The 23,108-nt window shown below is 75.1% G+C and carries 18 protein-coding genes; 11 read left to right on the forward strand and 7 right to left on the reverse strand.

Annotated features, from left to right (window positions below; translation table 11 throughout):
* Positions 1-711: 711 nt before the first annotated feature.
* The 3 genes from QK440_RS36350 to QK440_RS36360 all read right to left on the reverse strand — a co-directional run bounded on the left by QK440_RS36350 (position 712) and on the right by QK440_RS36360 (position 2,524).
* On the reverse strand, positions 712-960 hold the full coding sequence (locus tag QK440_RS36350; protein WP_190136058.1) for a cation transporter: 249 nt from the start codon (positions 958-960) through the stop codon (positions 712-714).
* Positions 961-1,120: 160 nt separating this feature from the next.
* The gene (locus QK440_RS36355) at positions 1,121-1,321 is read right to left on the reverse strand and encodes a MarR family transcriptional regulator (RefSeq protein ID WP_190136057.1); all 201 of its coding nucleotides are present in this window, start codon (positions 1,319-1,321) and stop codon (positions 1,121-1,123) included.
* Positions 1,322-1,606: 285 nt separating this feature from the next.
* Positions 1,607-2,524, reverse strand: coding sequence for a sugar phosphate isomerase/epimerase (locus QK440_RS36360; protein WP_282797537.1), 918 nt, complete (start codon positions 2,522-2,524; stop codon positions 1,607-1,609).
* 273 nt (positions 2,525-2,797) lie between these two features.
* Between QK440_RS36360 and iolC the strand changes: the two genes are divergently transcribed.
* The 6 genes from iolC (at position 2,798) to QK440_RS36390 (ending at position 10,723) form a co-directional block, all read left to right on the forward strand.
* Positions 2,798-3,763 carry a 5-dehydro-2-deoxygluconokinase gene (gene iolC / locus QK440_RS36365; RefSeq protein ID WP_282797549.1) on the forward strand — a complete coding sequence of 322 codons (966 nt, stop codon included), beginning with the start codon at positions 2,798-2,800 and terminating at the stop codon, positions 3,761-3,763.
* A 70-nt stretch (positions 3,764-3,833) separates the two neighbouring features.
* Entirely contained in the window at positions 3,834-4,724 is an 891-nt protein-coding gene (locus QK440_RS36370) for a deoxyribose-phosphate aldolase (RefSeq protein WP_282797538.1), read from the forward strand.
* Positions 4,725-4,755: 31 nt separating this feature from the next.
* On the forward strand, positions 4,756-5,559 hold the full coding sequence (gene iolB / locus QK440_RS36375) for a 5-deoxy-glucuronate isomerase (RefSeq protein ID WP_282797539.1): 804 nt from the start codon (positions 4,756-4,758) through the stop codon (positions 5,557-5,559).
* Entirely contained in the window at positions 5,556-7,433 is a 1,878-nt protein-coding gene (gene iolD, locus QK440_RS36380) for a 3D-(3,5/4)-trihydroxycyclohexane-1,2-dione acylhydrolase (decyclizing) (protein WP_282797540.1), read from the forward strand. Before iolB ends, iolD begins: the two co-directional genes overlap by 4 nt.
* A gap of 22 nt (positions 7,434-7,455) precedes the next feature.
* On the forward strand, positions 7,456-8,958 hold the full coding sequence (gene mmsA / locus QK440_RS36385) for a CoA-acylating methylmalonate-semialdehyde dehydrogenase (protein ID WP_282797550.1): 1,503 nt from the start codon (positions 7,456-7,458) through the stop codon (positions 8,956-8,958).
* Positions 8,959-9,289: 331 nt separating this feature from the next.
* Positions 9,290-10,723, forward strand: coding sequence for an APC family permease (locus QK440_RS36390; RefSeq protein ID WP_282797541.1), 1,434 nt, complete (start codon positions 9,290-9,292; stop codon positions 10,721-10,723).
* A 204-nt stretch (positions 10,724-10,927) separates the two neighbouring features.
* Here the strand turns inward: QK440_RS36390 and QK440_RS36395 are convergent, their stop codons facing one another.
* Complete coding sequence (locus QK440_RS36395; RefSeq protein WP_282797542.1) at positions 10,928-12,190, reverse strand: pyridoxal-phosphate dependent enzyme; 1,263 nt, start codon at positions 12,188-12,190, stop codon at positions 10,928-10,930.
* A gap of 156 nt (positions 12,191-12,346) precedes the next feature.
* Between QK440_RS36395 and QK440_RS36400 the strand changes: the two genes are divergently transcribed.
* On the forward strand, positions 12,347-15,034 hold the full coding sequence (locus QK440_RS36400; protein WP_282797543.1) for an alpha/beta fold hydrolase: 2,688 nt from the start codon (positions 12,347-12,349) through the stop codon (positions 15,032-15,034).
* Positions 15,035-15,216: 182 nt separating this feature from the next.
* Positions 15,217-16,095: an ABC transporter permease gene (locus QK440_RS36405; RefSeq protein ID WP_282797551.1), complete on the forward strand. Its 879-nt coding sequence runs from the start codon at positions 15,217-15,219 to the stop codon at positions 16,093-16,095.
* 90 nt (positions 16,096-16,185) lie between these two features.
* Here QK440_RS36405 and QK440_RS36410 read toward each other — a convergent pair whose 3' ends face one another.
* Positions 16,186-17,955, reverse strand: a complete 1,770-nt coding sequence (locus tag QK440_RS36410; protein WP_282797544.1) for a hypothetical protein — start codon at positions 17,953-17,955, stop codon at positions 16,186-16,188.
* Positions 17,956-18,187: 232 nt separating this feature from the next.
* Here QK440_RS36410 and QK440_RS36415 point away from each other — a divergent pair, with 232 nt between their 5' ends.
* A complete protein-coding gene (locus QK440_RS36415; RefSeq protein ID WP_282797545.1) occupies positions 18,188-20,107 on the forward strand; it encodes an AMP-dependent synthetase/ligase in 1,920 nt (639 codons plus the stop codon).
* A gap of 6 nt (positions 20,108-20,113) precedes the next feature.
* Here QK440_RS36415 and QK440_RS36420 read toward each other — a convergent pair whose 3' ends face one another.
* Entirely contained in the window at positions 20,114-20,599 is a 486-nt protein-coding gene (locus QK440_RS36420) for a MarR family transcriptional regulator (RefSeq protein WP_282797546.1), read from the reverse strand.
* A 118-nt stretch (positions 20,600-20,717) separates the two neighbouring features.
* Here QK440_RS36420 and QK440_RS36425 point away from each other — a divergent pair, with 118 nt between their 5' ends.
* Entirely contained in the window at positions 20,718-21,038 is a 321-nt protein-coding gene (locus QK440_RS36425; RefSeq protein WP_282797547.1) for an HGxxPAAW family protein, read from the forward strand.
* Positions 21,039-21,143: 105 nt separating this feature from the next.
* Here QK440_RS36425 and QK440_RS36430 read toward each other — a convergent pair whose 3' ends face one another.
* On the reverse strand, positions 21,144-21,767 hold the full coding sequence (locus QK440_RS36430) for a TetR family transcriptional regulator (RefSeq protein WP_282797548.1): 624 nt from the start codon (positions 21,765-21,767) through the stop codon (positions 21,144-21,146).
* A gap of 80 nt (positions 21,768-21,847) precedes the next feature.
* Between QK440_RS36430 and QK440_RS36435 the strand changes: the two genes are divergently transcribed.
* Positions 21,848-22,783 (forward strand): oxidoreductase, encoded by a 936-nt coding sequence (locus QK440_RS36435; protein ID WP_282797552.1) that lies wholly within the window; start codon positions 21,848-21,850, stop codon positions 22,781-22,783.
* The last annotated feature ends 325 nt before the right edge of the window (positions 22,784-23,108 follow it).

Genomic DNA, 23,108 nt, shown 5'->3' on the forward strand with positions numbered 1-23,108 from the left:
CCCGGCGCCCCCCCCGCCCCCGCCCGCGCCCCCGCCGCCCCCGCCCCCCCCCTCGGGGGGTTTGCGGGGGGGGCCCCCCCCCCCCCCCCGCGCCCCTGGCGGGGCGCTCAAGCTGGGCGCGGGCCCCTGAGGGGCGCTCGAGCGGGGCGCGGCTTGGACCGTTGAGGGCGCCCACGCCATGAAAAACGCCCCGCCGTCGATCCCCCCACGGGTCGACGGACGGGGCGCTTTCCTGTGCCCCGGTGCGGATTCCCCCCACGGGATCCGGCCGGGAGTCTGTGGTGCGGCCCATGCCTCGGTTTCGGTCTGCGGTCTGCCGGGACGCGTACGGGACCGGGAGGGCCGCTCAAAGCTCCCCGGTGTGCACGTGCCCCGGCCAACGCGTTCCGGGAACATCCCCCAAGACGTCCCCAGACACCGGACGGATCCCCCAAGATCCCTCTGGTGTCGCCCTCTTAGACTCGCGAGCCCCCTCGATGGTTACGTTCCGATCCTTGTGATCTGCGTCTCTTGCATATGTTCCGTTTGCGCACAAGAGATACCTCTTGCGGGTTACGGCTCCTGCGTGAGGGTCCCGCGAAGACAGTGTGAAGGATCGCGGACCTGGGGGAAAGACCGCAAGTGAAGGCGGTTGGTCACGGGCCCGGAAAAGCGGGCGGGCCCCGCGGCGGTGGTGGGTGCCGGGGGCCCGTGACGGGGGGAGGGAGTGGGTCAGGCGGTGGTGCCGACGAGCTCGTAACCGGCCTCGTCGACCGCGGCGCGCACCTCCGCCTCGTCGAGCGGGGCCGCGGAGACCACGGTCACCTTGCCCGTCGCGGCCACCGCCTGGACGGAGCTGACGCCCGCGAGCTCGGAGATCTCGCTGCTGACGGCGGACTCGCAGTGGCCGCACGTCATTCCCTTCACCTCGTACACGGTGGTGAGGGCGCCGGGCTGCGAGGTCTGGGCGTTGGCGGTCATGTCGTTCTCCTCGGTGCAGCGTGTGGGGTGGTGGGTACGGAACGTCGGCGTGGGCCAGGGGCTCTGGTGCTCCGGTGGCCCAGGAGAACCCCTGACACCTCCACACTATACCCCTAGGGGGTATTTTCCAAGAGGGGTCCGGGGCCACGGCCGGAAGGTTTCACTCGCCCTTTCTGGTGCGGTTGCCGGGCCTCGACGCGACCCAGGAGCGGATGGTGTCCGCGTACCAGAAGGGCTTGCCGCCCTCGACGTGGTCGGGGTCGGGGAGCAGTCCGTGCTTGCGGTACGAGCGCACGGTGTCCGGCTGCACCCGGATGTGCGCGGCGATGTCCTTGTACGACCAGAGCCTGCGGTCGGTCATCAGTGGCTCCTCCCTGTGTGCGCCCAGGGCGGCCGAACGGCCGACGGGGGAGCTGGGCGCCGCACTGGTTGTCACTCAGCCTGTGCCCCGTGAACGACGGAGAGTGACCGCGGGGGAGGGCCTGTCGACGGGCTGTGACCAGAAACCTGCGGAGGTGTCACATGTGTGACGAGAGTGGGGCGTTTGTCACGTAACTCGTACCCCGCGCGGGCATGAAGGGACCCGCGCGCCCCGTCCCACGCTGTCCACGGGCCGTCGGGGCCGCGCGGCCGGCGCGTCGCGCCGCTACGCCCCGCAGGAGCGCAGGAAGGCCCGGGTGCGGCGGGCGATGGGCTCCGGCTCGTCCGGCGCGCACGGGTACATGTCCTGCTCGACGATGGCGAACAGCTCGACGCCGAGCTTCTGCGCCGCCGCGAGGACGGGCTCCAGGGCGGGCGCGCCCGCGGGCGGCTCGCACATCACGCCGCGCGCCACGGCGGGCCCGAACGGCACGTCGTGCGCCCGTACCTCGGCCAGGACGGCCGGGTCGACCTGCTTGAGGTGGAGGTAGCCGACGCGCTCGCCGTACGTCTCGATGAGCTTGACGCTGTCGCCGCCGCAGTACGCGTAGTGGCCGGTGTCCAGGCAGAGCGAGACGAGGGCGGGGTCGGTGGCGTCCAGGAAGCGGGCGACGTTCTCCTCGGTGTCGATGTGGGTGTCCGCGTGCGGGTGGACGACGATGTCCAGGCCGTAGCGCTCGCGCACCTCGTGGCCGAGCCGCTCGGTCTGGGACGCCAGCCGGCGCCACTGCTCCGGCGTCAGCGTCGCGTCCTCGAGCACCTCGCCGGTCCTGTCGTCGCGCCAGAAGGACGGGATGACGACGAGGTGCCGCCCGCCCGTCGCCCGGGTCAGCGCGGCGACGGACGCCACGTGCTCCCACGTGCGGTCCCAGACGGCCGGGCCGTGGTGCAGCGAGGTGAAGACGGTGCCCGCCGACACCTTCAGGCCGCGGCGCCGGGTCTCGTCGGTGAGCACGGCCGGGTCGGTCGGCAGATAGCCGTACGGGCCCAGCTCGATCCACTCGTACCCGCACGCCGCGACCTCGTCCAGGAAGCGGCTCCACGGCACCTGCCGGGGGTCGTCGGGGAACCACACGCCCCACGAGTCGGGGGCCGAACCGATCCTGATGCGGGACAACCCGGACTCGCTCCTGTGCTGTGCCATGGCCGCAAGCCTCGCCGTCCGCCGAGAAGAGTGTCAAGGAGTGGTCCGAATGTAAGGACAAAATGTTGACAGGGTTCCCGGGGCGCGATTAGACCTGGGGGGAGCCACCACGAAGGGACGTGCAGGGTGACCGCTCCGCACACGGATCCGCACACCGGCCCGCGGCCCGGTCCGCACACCGCCCGGCGCGCCGGGGCGGCCGCCGGCCCGCACACCGGGCCGCGCGCCGGAGCGGCCGCCGACGCGCAGGCCGGTCCGTACGACGTGATCACCATGGGGCGGATCGGGGTGGACCTGTACCCCCTGCAGACCGGGGTGCCGCTCGCGCGGGTCACGACGTTCGGGAAGTTCCTCGGCGGCTCGGCGACGAACGTGGCGGTCGCGGCGGCCCGGCTCGGGCGGCGCGTCGGCGTGGTCACGCGGACGGGGCGGGACCCGTTCGGGGAGTACCTGCGGGCGCAGCTCCGGGAGTTCGGCGTGGACGAGCGCTGGGTCACCGAGGTGGCGGGCCTGCCGACGCCGGTGACCTTCTGCGAGGTGTTCCCGCCCGACGACTTCCCGCTGTACTTCTACCGGCAGCCCAAGGCACCCGACCTGGAGATCCGCGCGGACGAGCTGGACCTCGGGGCGATCGCGGCGGCGCGGATCTTCTGGATGACCGGGACGGGCCTGAGCGAGGAGCCGAGCCGGGAGGCGACGCTGGCCGCGCTCGCCGCCCGCGCGGGCGCCGCCCGCACGGTCTTCGACCTCGACTGGCGCCCCATGTTCTGGCGCGACCCGGACGCGGCCCGCCCCCACTACGCCGCCGCGCTGCGGCACGCGACCGTGGCCGTGGGCAACGTGGACGAGGTGGAGGTCGCGACGGGGCTCCGCCGGCCCCGGGACGCCGCGCTTGCCCTCCTGGACGCCGGGGCGGAGCTGGCCGTGGTCAAGCAGGGGCCGCGCGGGGTGCTGGCGATGAACCGGGCGGGGGAGTCCGCCGAGGTGCCGCCGCTGCCGGTGACCGTGCTCAACGGGCTGGGCGCGGGGGACGCCTTCGGCGGGGCGCTGTGCCACGGGCTGCTCGCCGGGTGGGAGCTGTCGCGGGTGGTGGAGTTCGCCAACGCGGCGGGGGCGATCGTCGCTTCGCGACTGGAGTGCTCGTCGGCGATGCCGTACGCCGACGAGGTCGAGGCCGCGCTCGCCGCCGGGGCCGTGCGCCCCTCCAGGGCCGCGCGTTCCTCCGAGGCCGCGCGGTGAGGGCCCTCGTCCACGGCGGAGGGCACCTGGAGTTGTGCCCGCCCCTCGGCGACGGTGACGGAGTACGGGCATGAGCGCCGTCGACGTGGCCGCGCTCGTGCGGACGCGGGCCCGGTGGCCCGAGGCCGTCGCCGAGGCCGCCGCGCGGCGGGCCCGGCGGCCGTTGCTCGGGGAGTCCGGGCGGCTGATGGTCGTCGCGGCGGACCACCCGGCGCGGGGCTCGCTCGGCGTCGGCAAGGACCCGCTCGCCATGGCCGACCGGGCCGACCTCCTGGAGCGGCTGTGCGTCGCCCTGGCGCGGCCCGGCGTGGACGGCGTGCTCGCCACCGCCGACATCCTCGACGACCTGCTGCTGCTCGGCGCGCTCGACGGCAAGGTCGTGATGGGCTCCATGAACCGGGGCGGCCTCGCGGGCGCCGCGTTCGAGCTGGACGACCGGTTCACCGGGCACCGCCCCGAGGACCTGGAACGGCTCGGCTTCGACGCGGGCAAGCTGCTGCTGCGCGTCGACTACGAGGACCCCGGCTCACTCACCACGCTGTACGCCACCGCGCGCGCCGTCGACGCCATGGCGGCGCGCCGGCTGCCGGTGTTCGTCGAGCCGTTCCTGTGCCGCAGGACCCCCGACGGCGTGCGCAACGACCTGAGCGCCGAGGCCGTGACCCGGTCCATCGCCATCGCCTCCGGGCTCGGCGGCACCTCGGCGTACACCTGGCTGAAGGTGCCCGTCACCGAGGACCCCGACGACATGGCGCGCGTCATGGAGACCTCGACGCTGCCCGCCGTGCTCCTCGGCGGCGACATCGGCACGGACCCCGGGGACGCGGACCACACGTTCGACAAGTGGCGGGACGCGCTCCGGCTGCCCACCGTGTACGGCCTGGTGGCGGGGCGCGCGCTGCTCTACCCGGCGGACGGAGACGTGGCGGGCGCCGTCGACACGGCCGTGGGCCTGCTGTAGCCGTGACGTACGCACCGAACAGGAGGCCCGTATGACGTATCTGCCGAAGGGGAGCGCGGCCGAGGGGCCCTACGCCCTCGCCGTGGACCCCGCACGCGCCGCCTGGACGTACTCCAGCCTGCGCGTCGTCGAACTGCCGCCCGGTGGGGCGCACTCCTTCGCCACCGGGGAGAGTGAATGGATCGTGCTCCCGCTGACCGGCGGCTGTACGGTGCACACGGAGGGCGAGATCATCGAACTCCTGGGCCGGGAGAGCGTGTTCAGCGAGGCGAGCGACTTCGCCTACGTTCCCCGCGACTCCCACCTCCAGATCGCCTCCGGCGCGGGAGGCCGCTTCGCCCTGGCAGGAGCGAAGTGCGAGCGCCGACTCCCCGCCCGCTACGGCCCCGCGCCGGAGGTCCCCGTCGAGCACCGCGGCAGCGGCACGTGCGCCCGCCAGGTGCGCAACTTCGCCGCGGCGGACGCGTTCGACTGCGACCGCCTCATCGCCGTCGAGGTGGTCACGCCCGGCGGCAACTGGTCCTCGTACCCGCCGCACAAGCACGACGAGTACCGCCCCGGCGCCGAGACCGAGCTGGAGGAGATCTACTACTTCGAGATCGACGGCCCCGGCGGCTTCGGCTACCAGCGAGTGTTCCCCTCCCGCGAGGGCGGCACCGACGTGCTCGCCGAGGTCCGCTCCGGCGACGCCGTGCTCGTGCCCGACGGCTGGCACGGGCCGTCGATCGCCCAGCCGGGCCACGCCATGTACTACCTGAACGTGATGGCGGGGCCCGGCGACGAACGGGAATGGAAGATCTGCTTCCACCCCGACCACACGGAGGGATACCGATGAGCGGCACGGTCCGGCTGACCACCGCCCAGGCGCTGGTGCGCTTCCTGGCCCGGCAGCACACCGAGCGGGACGGCGCCCGCCGCCGCCTCATCGGCGCGACCTGGGGCATCTTCGGGCACGGCAACGTGGCCGGGCTCGGCCAGGCGCTCGTCGAGCACGGCGACGAGATGCCCTTCCTCCAGGGGCGCAACGAGCAGGCCATGGTGCACGCGGCCGTCGGCCACGCCCGGCAGTCCGGGCGGCTGGCCACGCACGCCGTCACCACGTCCATCGGCCCGGGCGCCACCAACCTCGTCACGGGCGCCGCGCTCGCGACCGTCAACCACCTGCCCGTGCTGCTGCTGCCCGGCGACGTCTTCGCCGCCCGCCCCGCCGACCCGGTGCTCCAGCAGCTCGAAGTGCCGTACGCGGGTGACGTGTCCGTCAACGACTGCCTGCGCCCGGTGTCGGCGTACTTCGACCGGATCACCCGGCCCGAGGCGCTGGTCCCCGCCGCGCTCCAGGCGATGCGCGTGCTCACCGACCCGGCGGCCACGGGCGCGGTCACCCTCGCCCTGCCGCAGGACGTCCAGGCGGAGGCCTGGGACTGGCCGGAGGAGTTCTTCGCCGAACGGGTCTGGCCGGTGCGCCGCCAGGCCCCCGACCCGGCCGAGGTGGCGGCCGCCGCGCGGGCCGTGCGGGCCGCCGCCAGGCCGCTGCTCGTCGCGGGCGGCGGCGTCCACCACAGCGCCGCCGAGGACGCCCTGCGGGCCTTCGCCGACGCCACCGGCATCCCCGTGGCGTCCACGCAGGCGGGCAAGGGCTCGCTGCGCCACGACCACCCGGCCGACGTCGGCGGCATCGGCCACACCGGCACCGCCACCGCCGCCGAACTGGCCCGCGCCGCCGACCTGGTGATCGGCGTCGGCACCCGCTGGACCGACTTCACCACGGCGTCCGGCACGCTCTTCGCCGGGGACGGCGTGCGCTTCGTGAACCTCAACGTCGCCCCGTACGACGCCCACAAGATGGCGGGCACGACGGTCGTCGCGGACGCCCGCGCGGGCCTGGAGGCCCTCACCCGGGCGCTCGCGGGCCACCGCGTGGAGCCCGCGTACGCGGACCGGTACACGGGCGCCAAGGAGCGCTGGGAGCGGCGCGTCGACGCCGCGTACGCGGTGGACGATCCGGCCGCGCGCCCCGCCCAGACCCAGGTCCTCGGCCTGCTCGACGAACTCGTCGGCGACGAGGACGTCGTGATCAACGCGGCCGGCTCGCTCCCCGGCGACCTGCACAAGCTGTGGCGGACCCGCTCGCCGCGCCAGTACCACGTCGAGTACGGCTACTCCTGCATGGGCTACGAGATCCCGGCCGCGATCGGAGTCTCCCTGGCCGCCCCCGGGGCGCCGGTGTGGGCCCTCGTCGGCGACGGCACGTACCTGATGATGCCCACCGAGATCGTCACGGCCGTGCAGGAGGACGTCCCGATCAAGGTCGTGATCCTCCAGAACCACGGCTACGCCTCCATCGGCGGCCTCTCGGAGTCCGTGGGCGGCGAGCGGTTCGGCACCGCCTACCGCCACCGCGCCCCCGACGGCACCTACACCGGCGCCCCGCTGCCCGTCGACCTCGCCGCCAACGCGGCCTCCCTCGGCCTGCCGGTGACCCGGGCGGAGACCGTCGGCGAGCTGCGCGCGGCGCTGCGCGCAGCGCGGGCGGCGGACGGTCCCACATGTGTCTACGTGGAGACGGAAACGGCAGACACAGTGTCGGGCCCGCCCCCGGCACAGGCGTGGTGGGATGTGCCCGTGGCCGAGACCGCGACCCGCCCGTCGGCGGTCAGGGCCCGCGAGGAGTACGACCGGCACGTCTCCGCCCGGCGTCGCCATCTGTGAGGGAGTTCTTGGCATGACTGGCATGACGAAGACCGTCGACCACTGGATCGGCGGCAAGGCCGTCGAGGGGACGTCCGGCACCTACGGCCCGGTCACCGACCCGGCGACCGGCGCCGTCACGACGCGGGTGCCCTTCGCGGACGTGTCCGAGGTGGACGCGGCGGTCGCCGCCGCCAAGACCGCGTACGCGACCTGGGGCACGTCCTCGCTCGCGCAGCGCACGAGCATCCTCTTCCGGTTCCGCGCGCTGCTCGACGCGCACCGCGACGAGATCGCCGCGCTGATCACCGCCGAGCACGGCAAGGTGCACTCCGACGCGCTCGGCGAGGTCGCCCGCGGCCTGGAGATCGTCGACCTGGCCTGCGGCATCAACGTGCAGCTCAAGGGCGAGCTGTCCACGCAGGTCGCCAGCCGCGTCGACGTCGCCTCGATCCGCCAGCCGCTCGGCGTCGTCGCGGGCATCACGCCCTTCAACTTCCCGGCCATGGTGCCGATGTGGATGTTCCCGATCGCCATCGCGTGCGGCAACACCTTCGTCCTCAAGCCCAGCGAGAAGGACCCGTCGGCGCCGGTGCGGATCGCCGAGCTGCTCGCCGAGGCGGGCCTGCCCGACGGCGTCTTCAACGTCGTGCACGGCGACAAGGCGGCCGTGGACCGCCTCCTGGTCCACCCGGACGTGGCCGCGGTCTCCTTCGTGGGCTCGACCCCGATCGCCCGCCACATCCACACCACGGCCTCCGCGCACGGCAAGCGCGTCCAGGCCCTCGGCGGCGCCAAGAACCACATGCTGGTGCTGCCCGACGCCGACCTGGACGCGGCCGCCGACGCGGCGGTCTCGGCGGCGTACGGCTCGGCGGGCGAGCGCTGCATGGCCATCTCGGCCGTCGTGGCGGTCGGCCCGGTCGGCGACGAGCTCGTCGCGAAGATCAAGGAGCGGGCCGAGAAGATCAAGATCGGCCCCGGCACCGACCCGGAGTCGGAGATGGGCCCGCTCATCACGGCCGCGCACCGCGACAAGGTGGCGTCGTACGTGACGGGCGCGGCGGCCCAGGGCTGCGAGGTCGTCCTGGACGGCACCGGCCACACCGTCGAGGGCTACGAGGACGGCCACTGGATCGGCCTGTCCCTGCTCGACCGGGTGCCGGTGACGGCGGACGCGTACCGCGACGAGATCTTCGGCCCCGTCCTGTGCGTGCTGCGCGTCGACACCTACGAGGAGGGCCTGGCCCTCATCAACGCCTCGCCGTTCGGCAACGGCACGGCCGTCTTCACGCGCGACGGCGGCGCCGCGCGCCGCTTCCAGCTCGAGGTCGAGGCGGGCATGGTCGGCGTGAACGTGCCGATCCCGGTGCCGGTGGGCTACCACTCCTTCGGCGGCTGGAAGGACTCGCTCTTCGGCGACCACCACATCTACGGCAACGACGGCACGCACTTCTACACCCGCGGCAAGGTCGTCACGACCCGCTGGCCCGACCCGTCCGACACCCCGGCGGGCGTGGACCTGGGGTTCCCGCGCACCCACTGAGGGCCGTCCCCCGGTGAACGAGGCCGTCCGCACAGCGGACGGTCTCGTTTCTTTTTCGGCGCGATGGCTGCGGTTCCCGCAGGGAGGGGAGAAAGGGGGCGAGGAAGGCACTCTCTTCGGTTGACCTTGATATCAAAGGTATTCAGCTCGAAATGTGTACGGATTGTTGGCGCTGTCAGGCAACATCTGTGATTCCACGGCGAGTTGGACGTTCACCTCGGTGCGGATTCCGTAGGTAACCGGCCATTGACGTTTTCCTGACGCGGGGGTTTCCATGACGGCTCGCCTCCCCCCTTAGTACGAGTTAGTACGAGCCGATCGGATCCGCCGCATGACCGAAACGCTGCACACGCCGCAGACCGCGGCCGCTCCCGTGGTACCGGACTCCGCGCAGGGAGCGGAGGGGCCGGGGGCCCCGCGGACACTCAAGCGGTCCATCGGCGTCGTCGGCGGCACCCTGCTCACACTGTCCTGCGTGACCCCGGCGTCCACGCTGTTCGTGGTCGTGCCCGACCTGTTCGCCACGCTGGGCACCGCCACCGCCCTCACCATCGCGATCGGCGCCCTGCTGTGCGTGGGCGTCGCCTTCTGCTACGCCGAGCTCGGCACGCTCATCCCCAGCGCGGGCGGCGAGTACGCGATGGTCTCCACGATGGCCGGGCGGCTCGCGGGCTGGCTGGTGTTCGTGCTCTCCCTGCTCGTCGTCATGATCGTGCCGCCGGTCATCGCCATGGGCACCGCCGACTACCTGGCGCCCCTCGTCCACATCGACGCCCGGTACGCCGGCGCGGGCGTGATGGTCCTCGCCACCCTCGCGGGCCTGCTCGACCTGCGGGCCAACGCCTGGATCACCGGTGTCTTCCTGGTCCTGGAAGTGGTGGCCGCGGCGGTCGTGGCGGTGCTCGGCTTCACACACGCCGAGCGCGGGGCGGGCAGCCTCGTCGACCTCACCGTCGCGGGCGGCTCCGCCTCCGGCCCCGGCGGCGGGACCGAGGCCGTCACCGCCATGCTCATCGTCTCCGGGCTCGCCATCGCCCTCTTCGTCACCCAGGGCTTCTCCACCGCCGTCTACCTCTCCGAGGAGATGGAGGACCCGCGCCGCAACGTCGCCCGGACCGTGCTGCTCACCCTCGGCATCTCCGCCGTGGTGCTCCTGGTGCCGGTCGCCGCGATCACCGTGGGCGCGCCGGACCTGGCGGCGCTCACCCGCGGGGACATCGGCGGCATGGTCGAGGGCTGGTCCGGCTCCGGCGTCGCCACCTTCATCAGCCTGTGCGTGGCCCTCGCCATCGTCAACGCGGGCATCGTCATGGTCATCCAGAACTCCCGCGTGCTGTTCGCCTCCGCGCGCGACAAGGCCTGGCCAGCGCCCGTGAACACGGTCCTGTCCCGGCTCGGGTCCCGCTTCGGCTCGCCCTGGGTCGCCACGCTCCTGGTCGGCGTCCCGGGCGCGGGGCTGTGCTTCGTGAACCTCGACACGCTGTACGGGGTCACCGGGGTGTCCGTGACCGGCATGTACCTGCTCGTCGCGGTGGCGGCGCTGCTGGGGCGCCGGGGCGGGCGGTCGCTGGCCCCGGCCTGGCGGATGCCGCTGTGGCCGGGGGTGCCGGTGGTGCTCATCGCGGTCCTGGCGTACGTGCTGAGCCGGCAGGAGGTCGCGTACCTGCTGTGGACCGGGGGGATCGTGGGGGTGGCGACGCTGTACTGGCTCTGCTATCTGCGGCCGCGGGGGGCTACGCGGTGGCTGGTGAGCGTGCCGGAGTAGGCCCTCGCGGGGGGCGCCCCACTGCATCCATCAGCGCGCTCCGCGCCTCGTCCTCAAACGCCGGACGGGCTGGAACTGGCCGCGCCGGGGATCATTCAGCCCGTCCGGCGTTTGAGGACGAGCGCGCCGGCGCGATTTCGGGGGTCCAGGGGGCGGAGCCCCTTGGTTTCGGGAAGGGGCGGGATTGGGGAGCCCCCGGCAGGGTCAGCCGCCCAGGCTGCGTACCACCGTGTCCCAGTCGGCCTCCGTCACCACCCGCCGCCCGGGCCCGTCCGCGGGCAGCAGGTCGCGGTCCTTGAACCCGCTGGACGTGACCACGCACACCACCGGCCCCTCCCCGGCCCCGGGGACGGGGCCGAGCTGCCGGAGCCCCGCGAGCCCCGCCGCCGCGGAGAGCTCCGCCCAGAGCCCGCCCCGCGCCAGCTCCCCCCGCGCCGCGGCCATCTCCGCGTCCGACACGAGCAGCGCCGACCCCCCGCTCTCCCGCACCGCGACCACGCCCCGGGCACTCCCCACCGGGCAGGCGATGGCGTACGCGGCGGTCTCCCCGACGGGGACCCGCGCGGCGGGCAGCCCGGCGCGCACGGCGGCGGCCAGCGGGCCCCCGGCGGCGGGCTCGCAGGCGTACAGGCGCGGCACCCGGGACCCGTACCCGAGCCGCACCAGCTCGGCGAAGCCCTTCCAGACGCCGAACAGCATCTCCCCGTAGCCGGTCGGCACGAACACCGCGCGGGGCAGGACGCCGAGGTCCGTAAAGATCTCGTACGCGAGCGTCTTGTAGCCCTCGGGCCCGAAGCCGTGCCCGGTGTGCGCGGCGGGCGTGAGGTTGCTGACGGGGTGGTAGCCGGTCCGCTCGACGACGCGCCGCATCAGGGGCCAGCGGTCCCCGTCGGGCACGTGCAGCACGGTCGCCCCGTACGCGCGCAGGAACGCGTCGACGGCGGGCGGCACGTCCGGCGCGGTCAGGACGGCGCACGGCAGCCCGGCCCGCGCCGCGTACGCGGCCGCCGACGCGCCGTGGTTGCCGGAGGAGGCGACGACCACGCCGGGCGCGCCCGCGCCGACGGCCGCGCTCACGGTGACCCGGTTGAGCCGGTCCTTGTGGCTCCACGTCGGGTTGCGGGACTCGTCCTTGACCCAGACGCCGTCCTCCAGGGGCAGCAGCGGCGTACCGCCCTCGGCGAGGGAGGGCGCGGCCAGCGGCGGCAGCAGCGGCGCCCAGCGCTCGTGGCCGCGCGGCCGGGCGGCGGCGGCCCGCGGCGTGAAGAAGCCGCCGGGCACCCGGTCATAGGCGTAGTCGACGTCCACGGGGTGGGCGACCGACTCCGTGCTCGTGACCGGGCAGCCCTCCGTCAGCGGCGGCCACAGCGGGAAGCGGACGGACGGATCGCCCAGGGAGCGCTGGCCGACGGCCAGGGACGGAAGCGGGTCGGGGGTCTCCTCGGATGCCGCAGGCAGGGATGTCATGGGCCAACAGCCTAGGTGCCCCTGACAGTTGGGCCCCCGGGCCGGGCGGCTACCGCCGGTGCCGTACGCGGGTCGCCCGCCGTACTCCCCGGGGAGGCCGCGGGGTTCCGACCGGGGGCTGCCCCGGTCGCCGGCGGGCGCCCGTACCGTTGTCGCATGGATCTACGACTGCCCCGGGCCGGAGCCTGGAAGGCGGCGCTGCGGACGCCGCGGCGGCTCGGCGCCGCCGCGGCCGCCGTCGTGGTGCTCGCGGGAGCGGGCACCTGGACCGCGCTCGCCTCCGGCGACGGACCCGCCGTGCGCCGCTCGGACCGCGTCCTGACCACCGGCCGCGACGAGGGCAGGCAGGTGCGGATCGACACGTCGTACTTCACCGCCGGCGACCCCGGGACCAGGCGCCCCGCCGTGCTGATCGGGCACGGCTTCGGCGGCAGCAAGGACGACGTGCGCGAGCAGGCCGAGCGCCTGGCCCGCGACGGGTACGCGGTCCTGACCTGGTCGGCGCGCGGCTTCGGCAGGTCCACCGGCCGGATCGGGCTCAACGACCCCGAGGGCGAGGTCGCCGACGTGTCACGGCTCGTCGACTGGCTGGCCGAGCGCCCCGAGGTGCTCCTCGACAAGGGCGGTGACCCGCGCGTGGGCGTCACGGGCGCCTCCTACGGCGGCGCGGTCGCGCTGCTCGCCGCCGGGCACGACGACCGGGTCGACGCGATCGCCCCGGCGATGACGTACTGGAACCTGGCCGACGCCCTGTTCCCGCGCGGCGTCTTCAAGAAGCAGTGGGCCGGGATGTTCCTGAGCGCGGGCGGCGGCTGCGACCGCTTCCAGCCCCGCCTGTGCGCGATGTACGAGCGCGTGGCGGTGTCCGGGAAGCCGGACGCGAAGGCGCGCGCCCTGCTCGCCGGGCGCAGCCCCGCCGCCATGGGCGACCGGATCAAGGTGCCCGCGCTGATCGTGCAGGGCCAGCGGGACTCGCTGTTCCCGCTCGACCAGGCCGACGCCATGGCGAAGGCGATCCGCGCCAACCACGCGCCGGTCGCGGTCGACTGGATCGCGGGCGGCCACGACGGCGGCGACAAGGAGACCGACCGGGTCGCCGGGCGGGTCACCTCCTGGTTCGACCGCTACCTGAAGGACGACAAGGGCGCGGGCACCGGCCCCGCCTTCCGCGTCACCCGCACCGGAGGCATCGACTCCACCGACGGCGCGGCCACCCTGCGCGGCGCGAGCGGCGACCGCTACCCCGGGCTCACGGGTGACGTGCGCGAGGTGCCGCTCGCCGGGCGCCCGCAGACCTTCGACAACCCCGCGGGCGGCGCGCCGCCCGCCGTCTCCGGCCTGCCGGGCCTCGGCGCGGCGGGCGGGAACGGCCTGGCGCGGCTGTCCTCGCTCGGCGTCGGCGTCTCGCTCGACGTGCCCGGGCAGTACGCCGCGTTCACGTCGCGGCCGCTCACCGGGGACCTGCGGATCACCGGTACCCCCACCGTGCGGGTGCGCGTGAAGTCCGCGAGCGCGGACACGGTGCTCTTCGGGAAGGTGTACGACGTGGGGCCCGGGGGCCGCCAGGTGCTGCCCGCGCAGCTCGTCGCCCCGGTGCGGATCGGCGAGGCCGTCGACGGCAAGGACGTCGAGCTGACGCTGCCCGCCGTCGACCACGAGCTGAAGAAGGGCCACCGGCTGCGCCTGGTGCTCGCCGCCTCCGACCTGGGGTACGCCTCCCCGGACCGGCCGGCCGCGTACACCGTGGCCGTCAAGAGCGGCCTGAGGGTCCCGACGGCCCCCGGCGTGGACACGGCCGCCGCGCCGCTGCCCGCCTGGGTGTGGTGGCTGCCGCTGACCGGCGCGGGCGTCGCGGCGGCCCTGCTGCTCATCGGCCGCCGCCGCGTCACGGCCCCGGCGCCGGACCCGGACCTCGCCGACGTGCCGCTCCAGATCACCGGCCTGAGCAAGCGGTACGCGAAGTCCGCCGACCGGTACGCGGTGCGCGACCTGTCGTTCCGCGTCGAGCGGGGCCAGGTCCTCGGCCTCCTCGGGCCGAACGGCGCGGGCAAGACCACCACCCTGCGCATGCTGATGGGCCTCATCCGCCCCGACGCGGGCGAGATCCGCGTCTTCGGCCGGGCCATCCGCCCCGGGGCGCCCGTCCTCTCCCGGGTCGGCGCGTTCGTCGAGGGCGCCGGGTTCCTGCCCCACCTGTCGGGCCGGGAGAACCTGGAGCTGTACTGGCGGGCCACCGGCCGCCCCGCCGAGGACGCGCACCTGGACGAGGCCCTGGAGATCGCCGGGCTCGGCGACGCCCTCGCCCGCGCCGTGCGGACGTACTCCCAGGGCATGCGCCAGCGCCTCGCCCTGGCCCAGGCCATGCTGGGCCTGCCCGACCTGCTGATCCTGGACGAGCCGACCAACGGCCTCGACCCGCCCCAGATCCGCGAGATGCGCGAGGTGATGATCCGGTACGCGGCGGGCGGCCGCACGGTCATCGTCTCCAGCCACCTCCTGGCCGAGGTCGAGCAGTCCTGCACCCACCTGGTCGTCATGGACCGCGGCCGGCTCGTGCAGGCGGGCCCCGTCGACGAGATCGTCGGCACCGGGGACACGCTCCTCGTCGGCCTGGCGGCGGACGTCCCCGACCCGCTGGTCGAGAAGGTGGCCGCGCTCCCGGGCGTGGCGTCCGCCGTCCGCGCCGAGGGCGGGCTCCTGGTGCGGCTCGACGGCGGCCCCGGGGCGACGGGCGCGGCGCTGCTGCCCGAGCTGGTGCGCCTGGAGGTGCCGGTGGAGTCCCTCGGGCCGCACCGGCGCCTGGAGGACGCGTTCCTGACCCTGATCGGAGGAGGTGCGGCGTGACGGCCCCACAGGACACGGCGGAGACGGCCGACGGGCCCCGCGAGGCACCGCCGGGCACCCGGGGCGCGGCCCCGGACGGCCCCGCGAACACCACGGATACCGCGGACACCTCAGACACCGCAGGCACCGCGGACGCGGCGGACGCGGCGGACACCATCGACACCAGCAACACCACCGACACCATGAAAGCCACCGACATCGCCGACACCGCCGCCCTCGCGGCCACCGCGCCCGGCTACCGCCCCGGCCGCACGCTGCCGCTGCGCGTCGAGGCGATCCGCCAGCTCAAGCGGCGGCGCACCCTCGTCATGGGCGGCGTCCTCGCCCTGCTGCCCCTGGTGCTGCTCCTTGCCTTCGCGGTCGCCGGGTCGCCGGGCGGGCGCAGCGACCGGGTCACCCTCATGGACACGGCCACGGCGTCGGGGGTGAACTTCGCGGCGACGTGCCTGTTCGTGTCGGCGGGCTTCCTGCTCGTCATCCCGGTCGCGCTGTTCTGCGGGGACACCGTGGCCGCCGAGGCGGGCTGGTCCAGCCTGCGCTACCTGCTCGCCGCGCCCGTGCCCCGGGCCCGGCTGCTGTGGTCCAAGCTGGTCGTCGGCCTCGGCCTGAGCGCCGCGGCGATCGCGCTGCTCCCGCTGGTCGCGCTGGCCGTCGGCACGGCCGCCTACGGCTGGGGACCGCTGGAGATCCCCACCGGCGGCGCGCTGGACGCGGGCACGGCCGTGCGGCGCCTCGCGGTCGTCGTCGCCTACGTCTTCGCCTCTCAGCTCGTCACCGCGGGGCTCGCGTTCTGGCTCTCCACGAAGACGGACGCGCCGCTCGGCGCGGTCGGCGGCGCGGTCGGCCTGACCATCGCGGGCAACGTCCTGGACGCGGTGACCGCGCTCGGCCACTGGCGGGACTTCCTGCCCGCGCACTGGCAGTTCGCCTGGGCGGACGTCTTCCAGCCCACCCCGGAGTGGGCGGGCATGCTCCAGGGCACCGCGGTGTCCGTGACGTACGCGCTCGTCCTGCTCGCCCTGGCGTTCCGGGGCTTCGCCCGCAAGGACGTCGTGTCCTGAGAGGCCTCTGCGGCCTGTGGGGCCTGTGAGGCCTGTGAGGCCCGAGCGGCTCTGGGGGCCTGGGCGCCGTGACACCCCCGGTGCCCGGGCTCAGGGCCCGCACAGCTTCCGCTCCGCCCGCACCGGGTCGTTCGGGAAGCGGAACGAGGTGCGCTCCAGCGCCCCGGCCGCGTTGCGCAGGAAGCGGCCCGCGGTGAGGGGCGCCCGGGTGGCGGCCCGCAGCTCGGCCAGCGGGCCGCAGGCCAGGGCCCGGCGGGCGGCGGCCACCCGGGCGGGGTCGAGGCCGGGCGGCAGGTCGTCGGTGCCCCGGTCGGCGACGATCCACTCGTCCGGCAGCCTCTTGTCGTGGCCCACGCGCGCGTGCGGGACGCGCTGCGAGTGGGCCGCCAGGGGGTAGGCGAGGCCGATCGGGTCGAGGGCGGCCCCGTCGAGCGGGACCACGGCGCCGTTCAGGCCCAGCGTGGCGTAGGCGCCGGTGACCGAGGGCGCCGCGGACTCCACCCGGGTCCGGGCCAGGAACAGCGTGGGCGCCCCGATCCGGGCCGCCTCCCGCACCTCGCGCGCGTACGCCGCGTTGCCCCGGAACCCGGCGAAGGTGTGGCGCAGCGGGTGCGCGGCCGCGTTCTGCCGCACGTACACGCCGCGCTCGTCGGCGATGCCGCGTGGCCCGATCAGACCCTCGTACGGGACCCGCAGCCAGGTCGCGCACACCGCGGCCCACACCAGGACGGCCGCGGTCGCGAGGGTCCACGCGCGCGTGGCGGGCACCACGAACACGGGCAGCACGAGCAGCAGGAGCCCCGGCAGGAACATCCGCGCGTGCATGAAGTCCCCGCCGACCTTGACGACGTACGCCCAGCACAGCAGCCCGGCGACGACGGGCGCGAGCGCCGGCACGAGCGGCACGGAGCGCCCGCCGCGCCGCGCGGGCAGCACGGCCGCCGCGATGAACAGGGCGGGCAGCCAGAGCAGGTAGGGGCCCGCGAAGTCCGCGAAGTAGGCGGCCCCGCGCCCCCACAGGCTGGCCGAGGCCTCCTTGGTGACGCCGGGCAGCGGCATCAGGTGCCCGTAGTAGCCCATGCGGAAGACCTCGTACGCGACGGGCAGCGCGCCCGCGGCCGCCGCGCCCGCCAGCGCGCCGCGCCGCGAGGGGCGCGCGGTCAGCCACTGCGCGCCGAGGAACACGGCCGACACCAGGGCCAGGTCGGGCCGGACGAGCGGACCGAGGCCGAGGACGAACGCGGTGGCCAGCGCGCGCGGCCGGGCCACGAGCAGCAGCCAGGAGCCCGCGATCCAGCAGGTCGCGAGCCCCGTCTCCAGGCCGGAGGTGGCGAAGTCCCACACGGGCGGCAGGGCGAGCGGCACCAGGGCGCCGAGCGGCAGCAGGGCGCCGCCGGGCGTCCGGGCCGGGTGGCGCGGCCAGGCCGCGGTTGCCGGGCCGAAGGCCCCGCCCGGGCGCCCGGGCCCGGACGGCGTGTGCAGCCGCGCCGCGCCCCAGGCCGCCAGGGCGAACCCGGCCGCCGTGAGCAGCAGCCCGCCGTACACCGCCACGGCCACGACGTCGGTGCCGGGCAGCCCCGCGAGGACCAGCAGCCACTGCCACAGCGTCCCCGTCGAGGCCTCGGCGCGCTCGCCCGCGTTGAACACCGGCCCGTGGCCTGCGAGGACCTGCCGGACGGTGCGGAGGTAGATGTGCCCGTCGTCGGACATCCAGCGCCGCCGGTACCCGGCGCAGACGATGACCAGCGCGGGCAGCAGGCACACCGCCAGGTGCCAGGGACGGTCGCGCCGGACGGAGCCCGGCGCGACGAGGGAGCCGTGCGGGCCGGAGCCCCGGACGGATACGCGCAGAGAGGTCATGCACGCTACTTCGGCGCAGGTCAGCATGGCCTTGAACGGCCGCTCGGCCGTTCCACGGCGCCCTGCGGGCGTACGGGCGCGGGAAGCCCGCCCCACGCACGGCCGCGGCCGCGCGGCGGGACCGGACCGTCCCGTCCGTGCGCGAACCGTTGAACTTCCGCTACACGCGAGTAAGTTGACCCCACGGTAAGTACGCACGCACCCGCACCACGGACCCGTACCGGGAGCTGCCATGGGCGTACGCAAGGACCTGAAGCGGGCACGGCGCCACGGCGACCTGGCGGACCGCGCGGGGGTCGAACTGGTCAGGGACGCGCGCGGCGTGGTGCGCGAGGCCCGCACCCCCGCCCTGGTCGCGCCGGCCCGCAGCGGCAGCACGGCCGACATCCCCTTCACCAACGCCGCGGAGGCGCCCGACGCCGTGGTGCTGCGCCGCAAGGTGGCGGGGCGGTGGCGTCCCGTCACGGCCGCCGCGTTCGCGCGCGAGGTCACCGCCGCCGCGAAGGGCCTGATCGCGGCCGGGCTCGCGCCGGGCGACCGGGTCGCCCTGATGTCCCGTACGCGCTACGAGTGGACGGTGCTCGACTTCACCGTCTGGGCGGCGGGCGGCCGGACCGTGCCGGTCTACGCCACGTCGTCGGCCGCGCAGGTCGAGTGGATCGTCCGGGACTCCGGCGCGACCCTGCTCTTCGCCGAGACCGAGGAGAACGCGGCGACGGCGCGGGCGGCGGTCGCCGGCCTCGACGCCCCGCCGTCCGTGCGGACGATCGACGACGGCGCGGTCCTCGAACTCGCCCGGCTCGGCCGCGACGTGGCCGACGCGGAGGTCACCGCGCGGCGCGCCGCGCTCACCCCGGACACCGTCGCCACCCTCTGCTACACCTCCGGCACCACCGGCCGCCCCAAGGGCTGCGCGCTCACGCACGGCAATCTGCTCGCCGAGGCCGCCAACACCGTCGAGCTGCTGCACCCGGTCTTCAAGGCGATCACCGGGCAGCGGGCCGCCACCCTGCTCTTCCTGCCGCTCGCACACGTCCTCGGGCGCACCATACAGATCGCCTGCCTGCTCGCCCGGATAGAGCTCGGCCACTGCCCGAGCGTCAAGCCGGACGAGCTGCGCCCCGAACTGCGGGCGTTCCGGCCGACGTTCGTCGTCGGCGTGCCGTACCTCTTCGAGAAGATCCACGCCACCGGGCGCGCGACCGCCGAGCGGATGGGGCGCGCCGCCTCCTTCGACCGCGCGGAGCGGGTCGGCGTGCGCTTCGCCGAGGCGTACCTCGCGCGCTTCCTCGGCACCGGACCCGGCCCGTCCGTCGGCCTCCGGCTCGCCTGGGGGCTGTACGACGTGCTCGTCTACCGGCGCATCCGCAAGGAGGTCGGCGGCCGGCTGCGCTACGCCATCAGCGGCGGCTCCCCGCTGGACAGGCGGCTCAACCTGTTCTTCCACGCCGCCGGGATCGTCATCTACGAGGGCTACGGCCTCACCGAGACCACCGCCGCCGCCACCGTCACCCCGCCGCTGCGGCCGCGTCCCGGCACCGTGGGCCTGCCCGTGCCCGGGACCGCGGTGCGCGTCGCCGACGACGGCGAGGTCCTGGTCAAGGGCGGCATCGTCTGCGCCTCGTACTGGAACGATCCGCAGGCCACCGCCGCGGCCCTGGCCGACGGGTGGTTCGCCACCGGGGACCTGGGCCGTCTCGACGAGGAGGGCTACCTCACCATCACCGGCCGCAAGAAGGACCTGATCGTCACCGCGGGCGGCAAGAACGTCTCCCCCTCGGTCCTGGAGGACCGGCTGCGCGGCCGCGCCCCCGTCGGCCAGTGCGTCGTCGTCGGCGACAACCGCCCCTACGTCGCCGCGCTGGTCACCCTCGATCCGGAGGCCCTGGAGCACTGGCTGGCCGTGCGGGGGCGGCCCGCGGACACCCCGGTGTCGGCGCTGTGCCGCGACCCGCAGCTCCTCGCCCACGTCCAGGAGGCCGTCGACCACGCCAACGAGGCGGTCTCCCGCGCCGAGTCCATCCGCCGGTTCGCCGTGGTGGAAGGGGAGTTCACGGAGGACAACGGACTGCTCACCCCGTCGCTGAAGATCAAGCGGCGGGCGGTGGCGGCGGCGCACGCGAAGGAGATCGAGGAGCTGTACGGCGGCTGACGCCGGTCAGCGCGCCGGGGGCTCCGCGCACGACTCGTCCAGGTACGTGCGCGCGACCTCGCTCGCCCGTGCGGACCAGGCGGCGATCACCGCGATCTCGTCCGGCGTGAAGTCGTCGAAGAGTTCCAGGAGCTTGGCGTGGTACGGGCCGTAGACCTCCCGTACGCGCTCGGCGGCGGCCGGGACCGCGGTGATCCGCACCCGGCGCCGGTCCTCGGGGTCCTGCCGACGGGACACGAACCCGCCGCGCTCCAGCCGGTTGACGATGCCGGTCACCGCGCCCGTCGTGACGTGCGCGCGGGCGGCCAGGTCGCCCGCGGTGACGGACCCGTCCCCGGCCTGCGCGACGTACGCGAAGCAGAGCAGGTCCGTGACGCCCAGGCCCAGGTTCCGCGCGAACTCCTGCTGTCCCACGACGGTCGTCGCGACGAGGTCGTCCACGGCGCCCAGCACGTCCTGCGGGGTCGCGCGGGGGCGGCTCTTGCCCTCCATTGAAGTCCCTTAGTGGCTAAGGTAAATTGCTCACTTGCTAAGGCATCTTACGTCCGGCGCCGGGGGCGCGACCAGCACGCGTCGCGGCCGCGTCGGCGCCGGGCAACGGGGAGGGCACGTGAGCACGTACGACGACGGCCACACGGTCGCCGGATGGACGGGATGTGCGGTGGGCGCGGTGGGGGCCCTGGTCGCGGGGGTGGGCGTCACCGGCTGGCGCCCCGGGATCTGGCTGGGACTCGGCGCCATGGTGCTCGCCGTCCTCCTCACCTGGGTGCTGCACCTCGCGGGCTGGGGCAAGGGCCCCGGGCCGAGGCCGTCCGGCGGCCGGAGCTGGCGCTCCCGCGACCTCGCGGCGCGCGGCGGGCACACGGGGTGCCTCGGCTGCCGCCTGGCCGGGCGGCGCGGCGTGCCCGCGCGTGAGGGCGCCGCGGCCTAGTCCCAAGGCGGGTCACGTGCCCGCCACATGCCCAAGTGACGCCTGAGACAAGGCGATTGCCGCAGTACAGTCGTGCCGGGACCTGCCTCGCCGGGGCGGGGCGGCTCAGCCCCGCCGCTCCCGCTCCGGGGCGTCGAGCACGGGGGCGAGGAGGGCGAAGGCCCGGTCCGTGAGCGCGGCGGGGTCCTCGGCGCCCTCGCTGTCGCTCCACCGCTGGAGCACGGTGTCGAAGGCGGTCAGGGAGACCCCCGCGGCCAGCCGCGGATACAGGTCGGCCGCCGGGTCGAGGCCGAGGCGGGCGGCCAGCTCCGCCGCGAGCTCGCCGCGCCACTGGGCCTGGCGCTCCAGGAAGCGGGCCAGCAGGGCCGGCGTCCCGAGGATCAGCCGCACCACGCGCAGCGTCTGATCGGCGTTGTTCGCGCAGGCGTCGACGGAGACCCAGACCGTGTGCCGCAGCGCGACCGACGGCGGCTCCCCGGGCGGGCGGGAGGCGAGCTCCCGGCGCATGTCGGCGCCCATGTCCGCGAGGAACTGGACGACCACGTCCTCCTTGGACGCGAAGTACCGGAAGAACGTCCGCTTGGACACCCCGGCGGTGGCGACGATCTCGTCGACCGTCACGGCGTCGAAGCCCTTGCGGGCCAGCAGGTCGAGGGCGGCCCGCGTCAGCTCGTCCGCGACGAGCTGGCGTTTCCGCTGGGCGAGGCTCAGATCAGGGCGAGTGGTCACCCCACCATCGTATACGCCATGTCATGTCTGGCACCAAGGCGCGTCTTGACATCGAGTGCCATCAGGAGCAGTGTGTGTCACTGAACAGTCACCAGCGCTGGAGCGCCGACCGGATTCCCGACCAGAGCGAGCGGGTCTTCCTCGTCACCGGGGCCAACAGTGGGCTCGGCCTGGCGACCACCCGCGCGCTCGCCCGCAAGGGCGCGCACGTGATCCTCGCCGTGCGGGACGAGGCCAAGGGCCGCCGCGCCGCCGCGGAGATCACCGCCGCGCAGCCGGACGCCCGCCTGGAGGTGCGCCGCCTCGACCTGGCCGACCTGGACTCGGTCCGGGCGTTCGCCACCGGTCTGCGCGCCGACCACCCCCGCCTGGACGTGCTCGTCAACAACGCCGGGGTGATGGCACCGCCCCGCACGCTCAGCGCCCAGGGCCACGAGGTGCAGTTCGCCGCCAACCACCTCGGGCACTTCGCGCTCACCGGCCTGGTGCTCGACCTGCTCGCGGCCGGCACCGACCCCCGCGTGGTCACGGTCAGTTCGACCAACCACCGCCAGGGCCGCATCTTCTTCGACGACCTCTCCGGCGAGCGCAAGTACGCGCCGATGGGCTACTACAACCAGTCGAAGCTCGCCAACGCCGTCTTCGGCTGGGAGCTGCACCGCCGCCTCAGCGAGGCCGGCAGCCCGGTGCGCAGCGTGCTCGCCCACCCCGGGTACACCTCCACCAACCTCCAGACCAACGGCCCCGTCGGCATGGTGAAGTTCCTCTTCGGCCGCCTGCTCTCGCCGCTCGCCCAGACCCCCGACCAGGGCGCGCTCAACCAGCTCTACGCGGCGACCTCGCCGGACGTGAGGGGCGGGCAGTTCATCGGCCCCGACGGCATGGCCGAGCTGCGCGGCGCGCCCAAGCAGGTCAAGCTGGCCCCGGCCGCCATGGACGCCGCGACGGGCCGCCGCCTGTGGGAGCTGTCCGAGGAGCTCACGGCCGTGCGGTTCACGTTCCCCGCCGTCGCCTGAGCCGCGAGCCGGGCACCCGGCGGGGGAGCACCGGGGCGCCCGGCGCCCGGGCCGCGCACCCTGCGGGCGCGGCCCGCCTCCCCTGCGGCACACCGGCCCGCTCCCCCGGGCCGGGCACCGCCGGGCTCCCCCCCCCCGGCCACGGAACGCTCGACTTCCCGCGCCGGACACCTGACTCCGGCGCCGGAACCCCGGCCCCCCCGCCCCCGCCCCCGCACCCCCCCCCCCCCCCCCCGGCCCCCCCCCCCCCGGGGGCCCCCCCCCCCCCCCCCCCCCCCCCCCCCCCCCCCCCCCCCCCCCCCCCCCCCCCCCCCCGCGCCCCCCC

It is taken from the genome of Streptomyces sp. CC224B, assembly GCF_030010595.1.
In the GTDB taxonomy this organism is placed as follows: Bacteria; Actinomycetota; Actinomycetes; order Streptomycetales; family Streptomycetaceae; genus Streptomyces; species Streptomyces longispororuber.

Excerpts from the sequence above, each read along its gene's own strand:
- QK440_RS36350 (WP_190136058.1), bottom strand. The coding sequence starts at position 960 with ATGACCGCCAACGCCCAGACCTCGCAGCCCGGCGCCCTCACCACCGTG.
- QK440_RS36355 (WP_190136057.1), bottom strand. The coding sequence starts at position 1,321 with ATGACCGACCGCAGGCTCTGGTCGTACAAGGACATCGCCGCGCACATC.
- QK440_RS36360 (WP_282797537.1), bottom strand. The coding sequence starts at position 2,524 with ATGGCACAGCACAGGAGCGAGTCCGGGTTGTCCCGCATCAGGATCGGT.
- iolC (WP_282797549.1), top strand. The coding sequence starts at position 2,798 with ATGGGGCGGATCGGGGTGGACCTGTACCCCCTGCAGACCGGGGTGCCG.
- QK440_RS36370 (WP_282797538.1), top strand. The coding sequence starts at position 3,834 with ATGAGCGCCGTCGACGTGGCCGCGCTCGTGCGGACGCGGGCCCGGTGG.
- iolB (WP_282797539.1), top strand. The coding sequence starts at position 4,756 with ATGACGTATCTGCCGAAGGGGAGCGCGGCCGAGGGGCCCTACGCCCTC.
- iolD (WP_282797540.1), top strand. The coding sequence starts at position 5,556 with ATGAGCGGCACGGTCCGGCTGACCACCGCCCAGGCGCTGGTGCGCTTC.
- mmsA (WP_282797550.1), top strand. The coding sequence starts at position 7,456 with ATGACGAAGACCGTCGACCACTGGATCGGCGGCAAGGCCGTCGAGGGG.
- QK440_RS36390 (WP_282797541.1), top strand. The coding sequence starts at position 9,290 with ATGACCGAAACGCTGCACACGCCGCAGACCGCGGCCGCTCCCGTGGTA.
- QK440_RS36395 (WP_282797542.1), bottom strand. The coding sequence starts at position 12,190 with ATGACATCCCTGCCTGCGGCATCCGAGGAGACCCCCGACCCGCTTCCG.
- QK440_RS36400 (WP_282797543.1), top strand. The coding sequence starts at position 12,347 with ATGGATCTACGACTGCCCCGGGCCGGAGCCTGGAAGGCGGCGCTGCGG.
- QK440_RS36405 (WP_282797551.1), top strand. The coding sequence starts at position 15,217 with ATGAAAGCCACCGACATCGCCGACACCGCCGCCCTCGCGGCCACCGCG.
- QK440_RS36410 (WP_282797544.1), bottom strand. The coding sequence starts at position 17,955 with ATGACCTCTCTGCGCGTATCCGTCCGGGGCTCCGGCCCGCACGGCTCC.
- QK440_RS36415 (WP_282797545.1), top strand. The coding sequence starts at position 18,188 with ATGGGCGTACGCAAGGACCTGAAGCGGGCACGGCGCCACGGCGACCTG.
- QK440_RS36420 (WP_282797546.1), bottom strand. The coding sequence starts at position 20,599 with ATGGAGGGCAAGAGCCGCCCCCGCGCGACCCCGCAGGACGTGCTGGGC.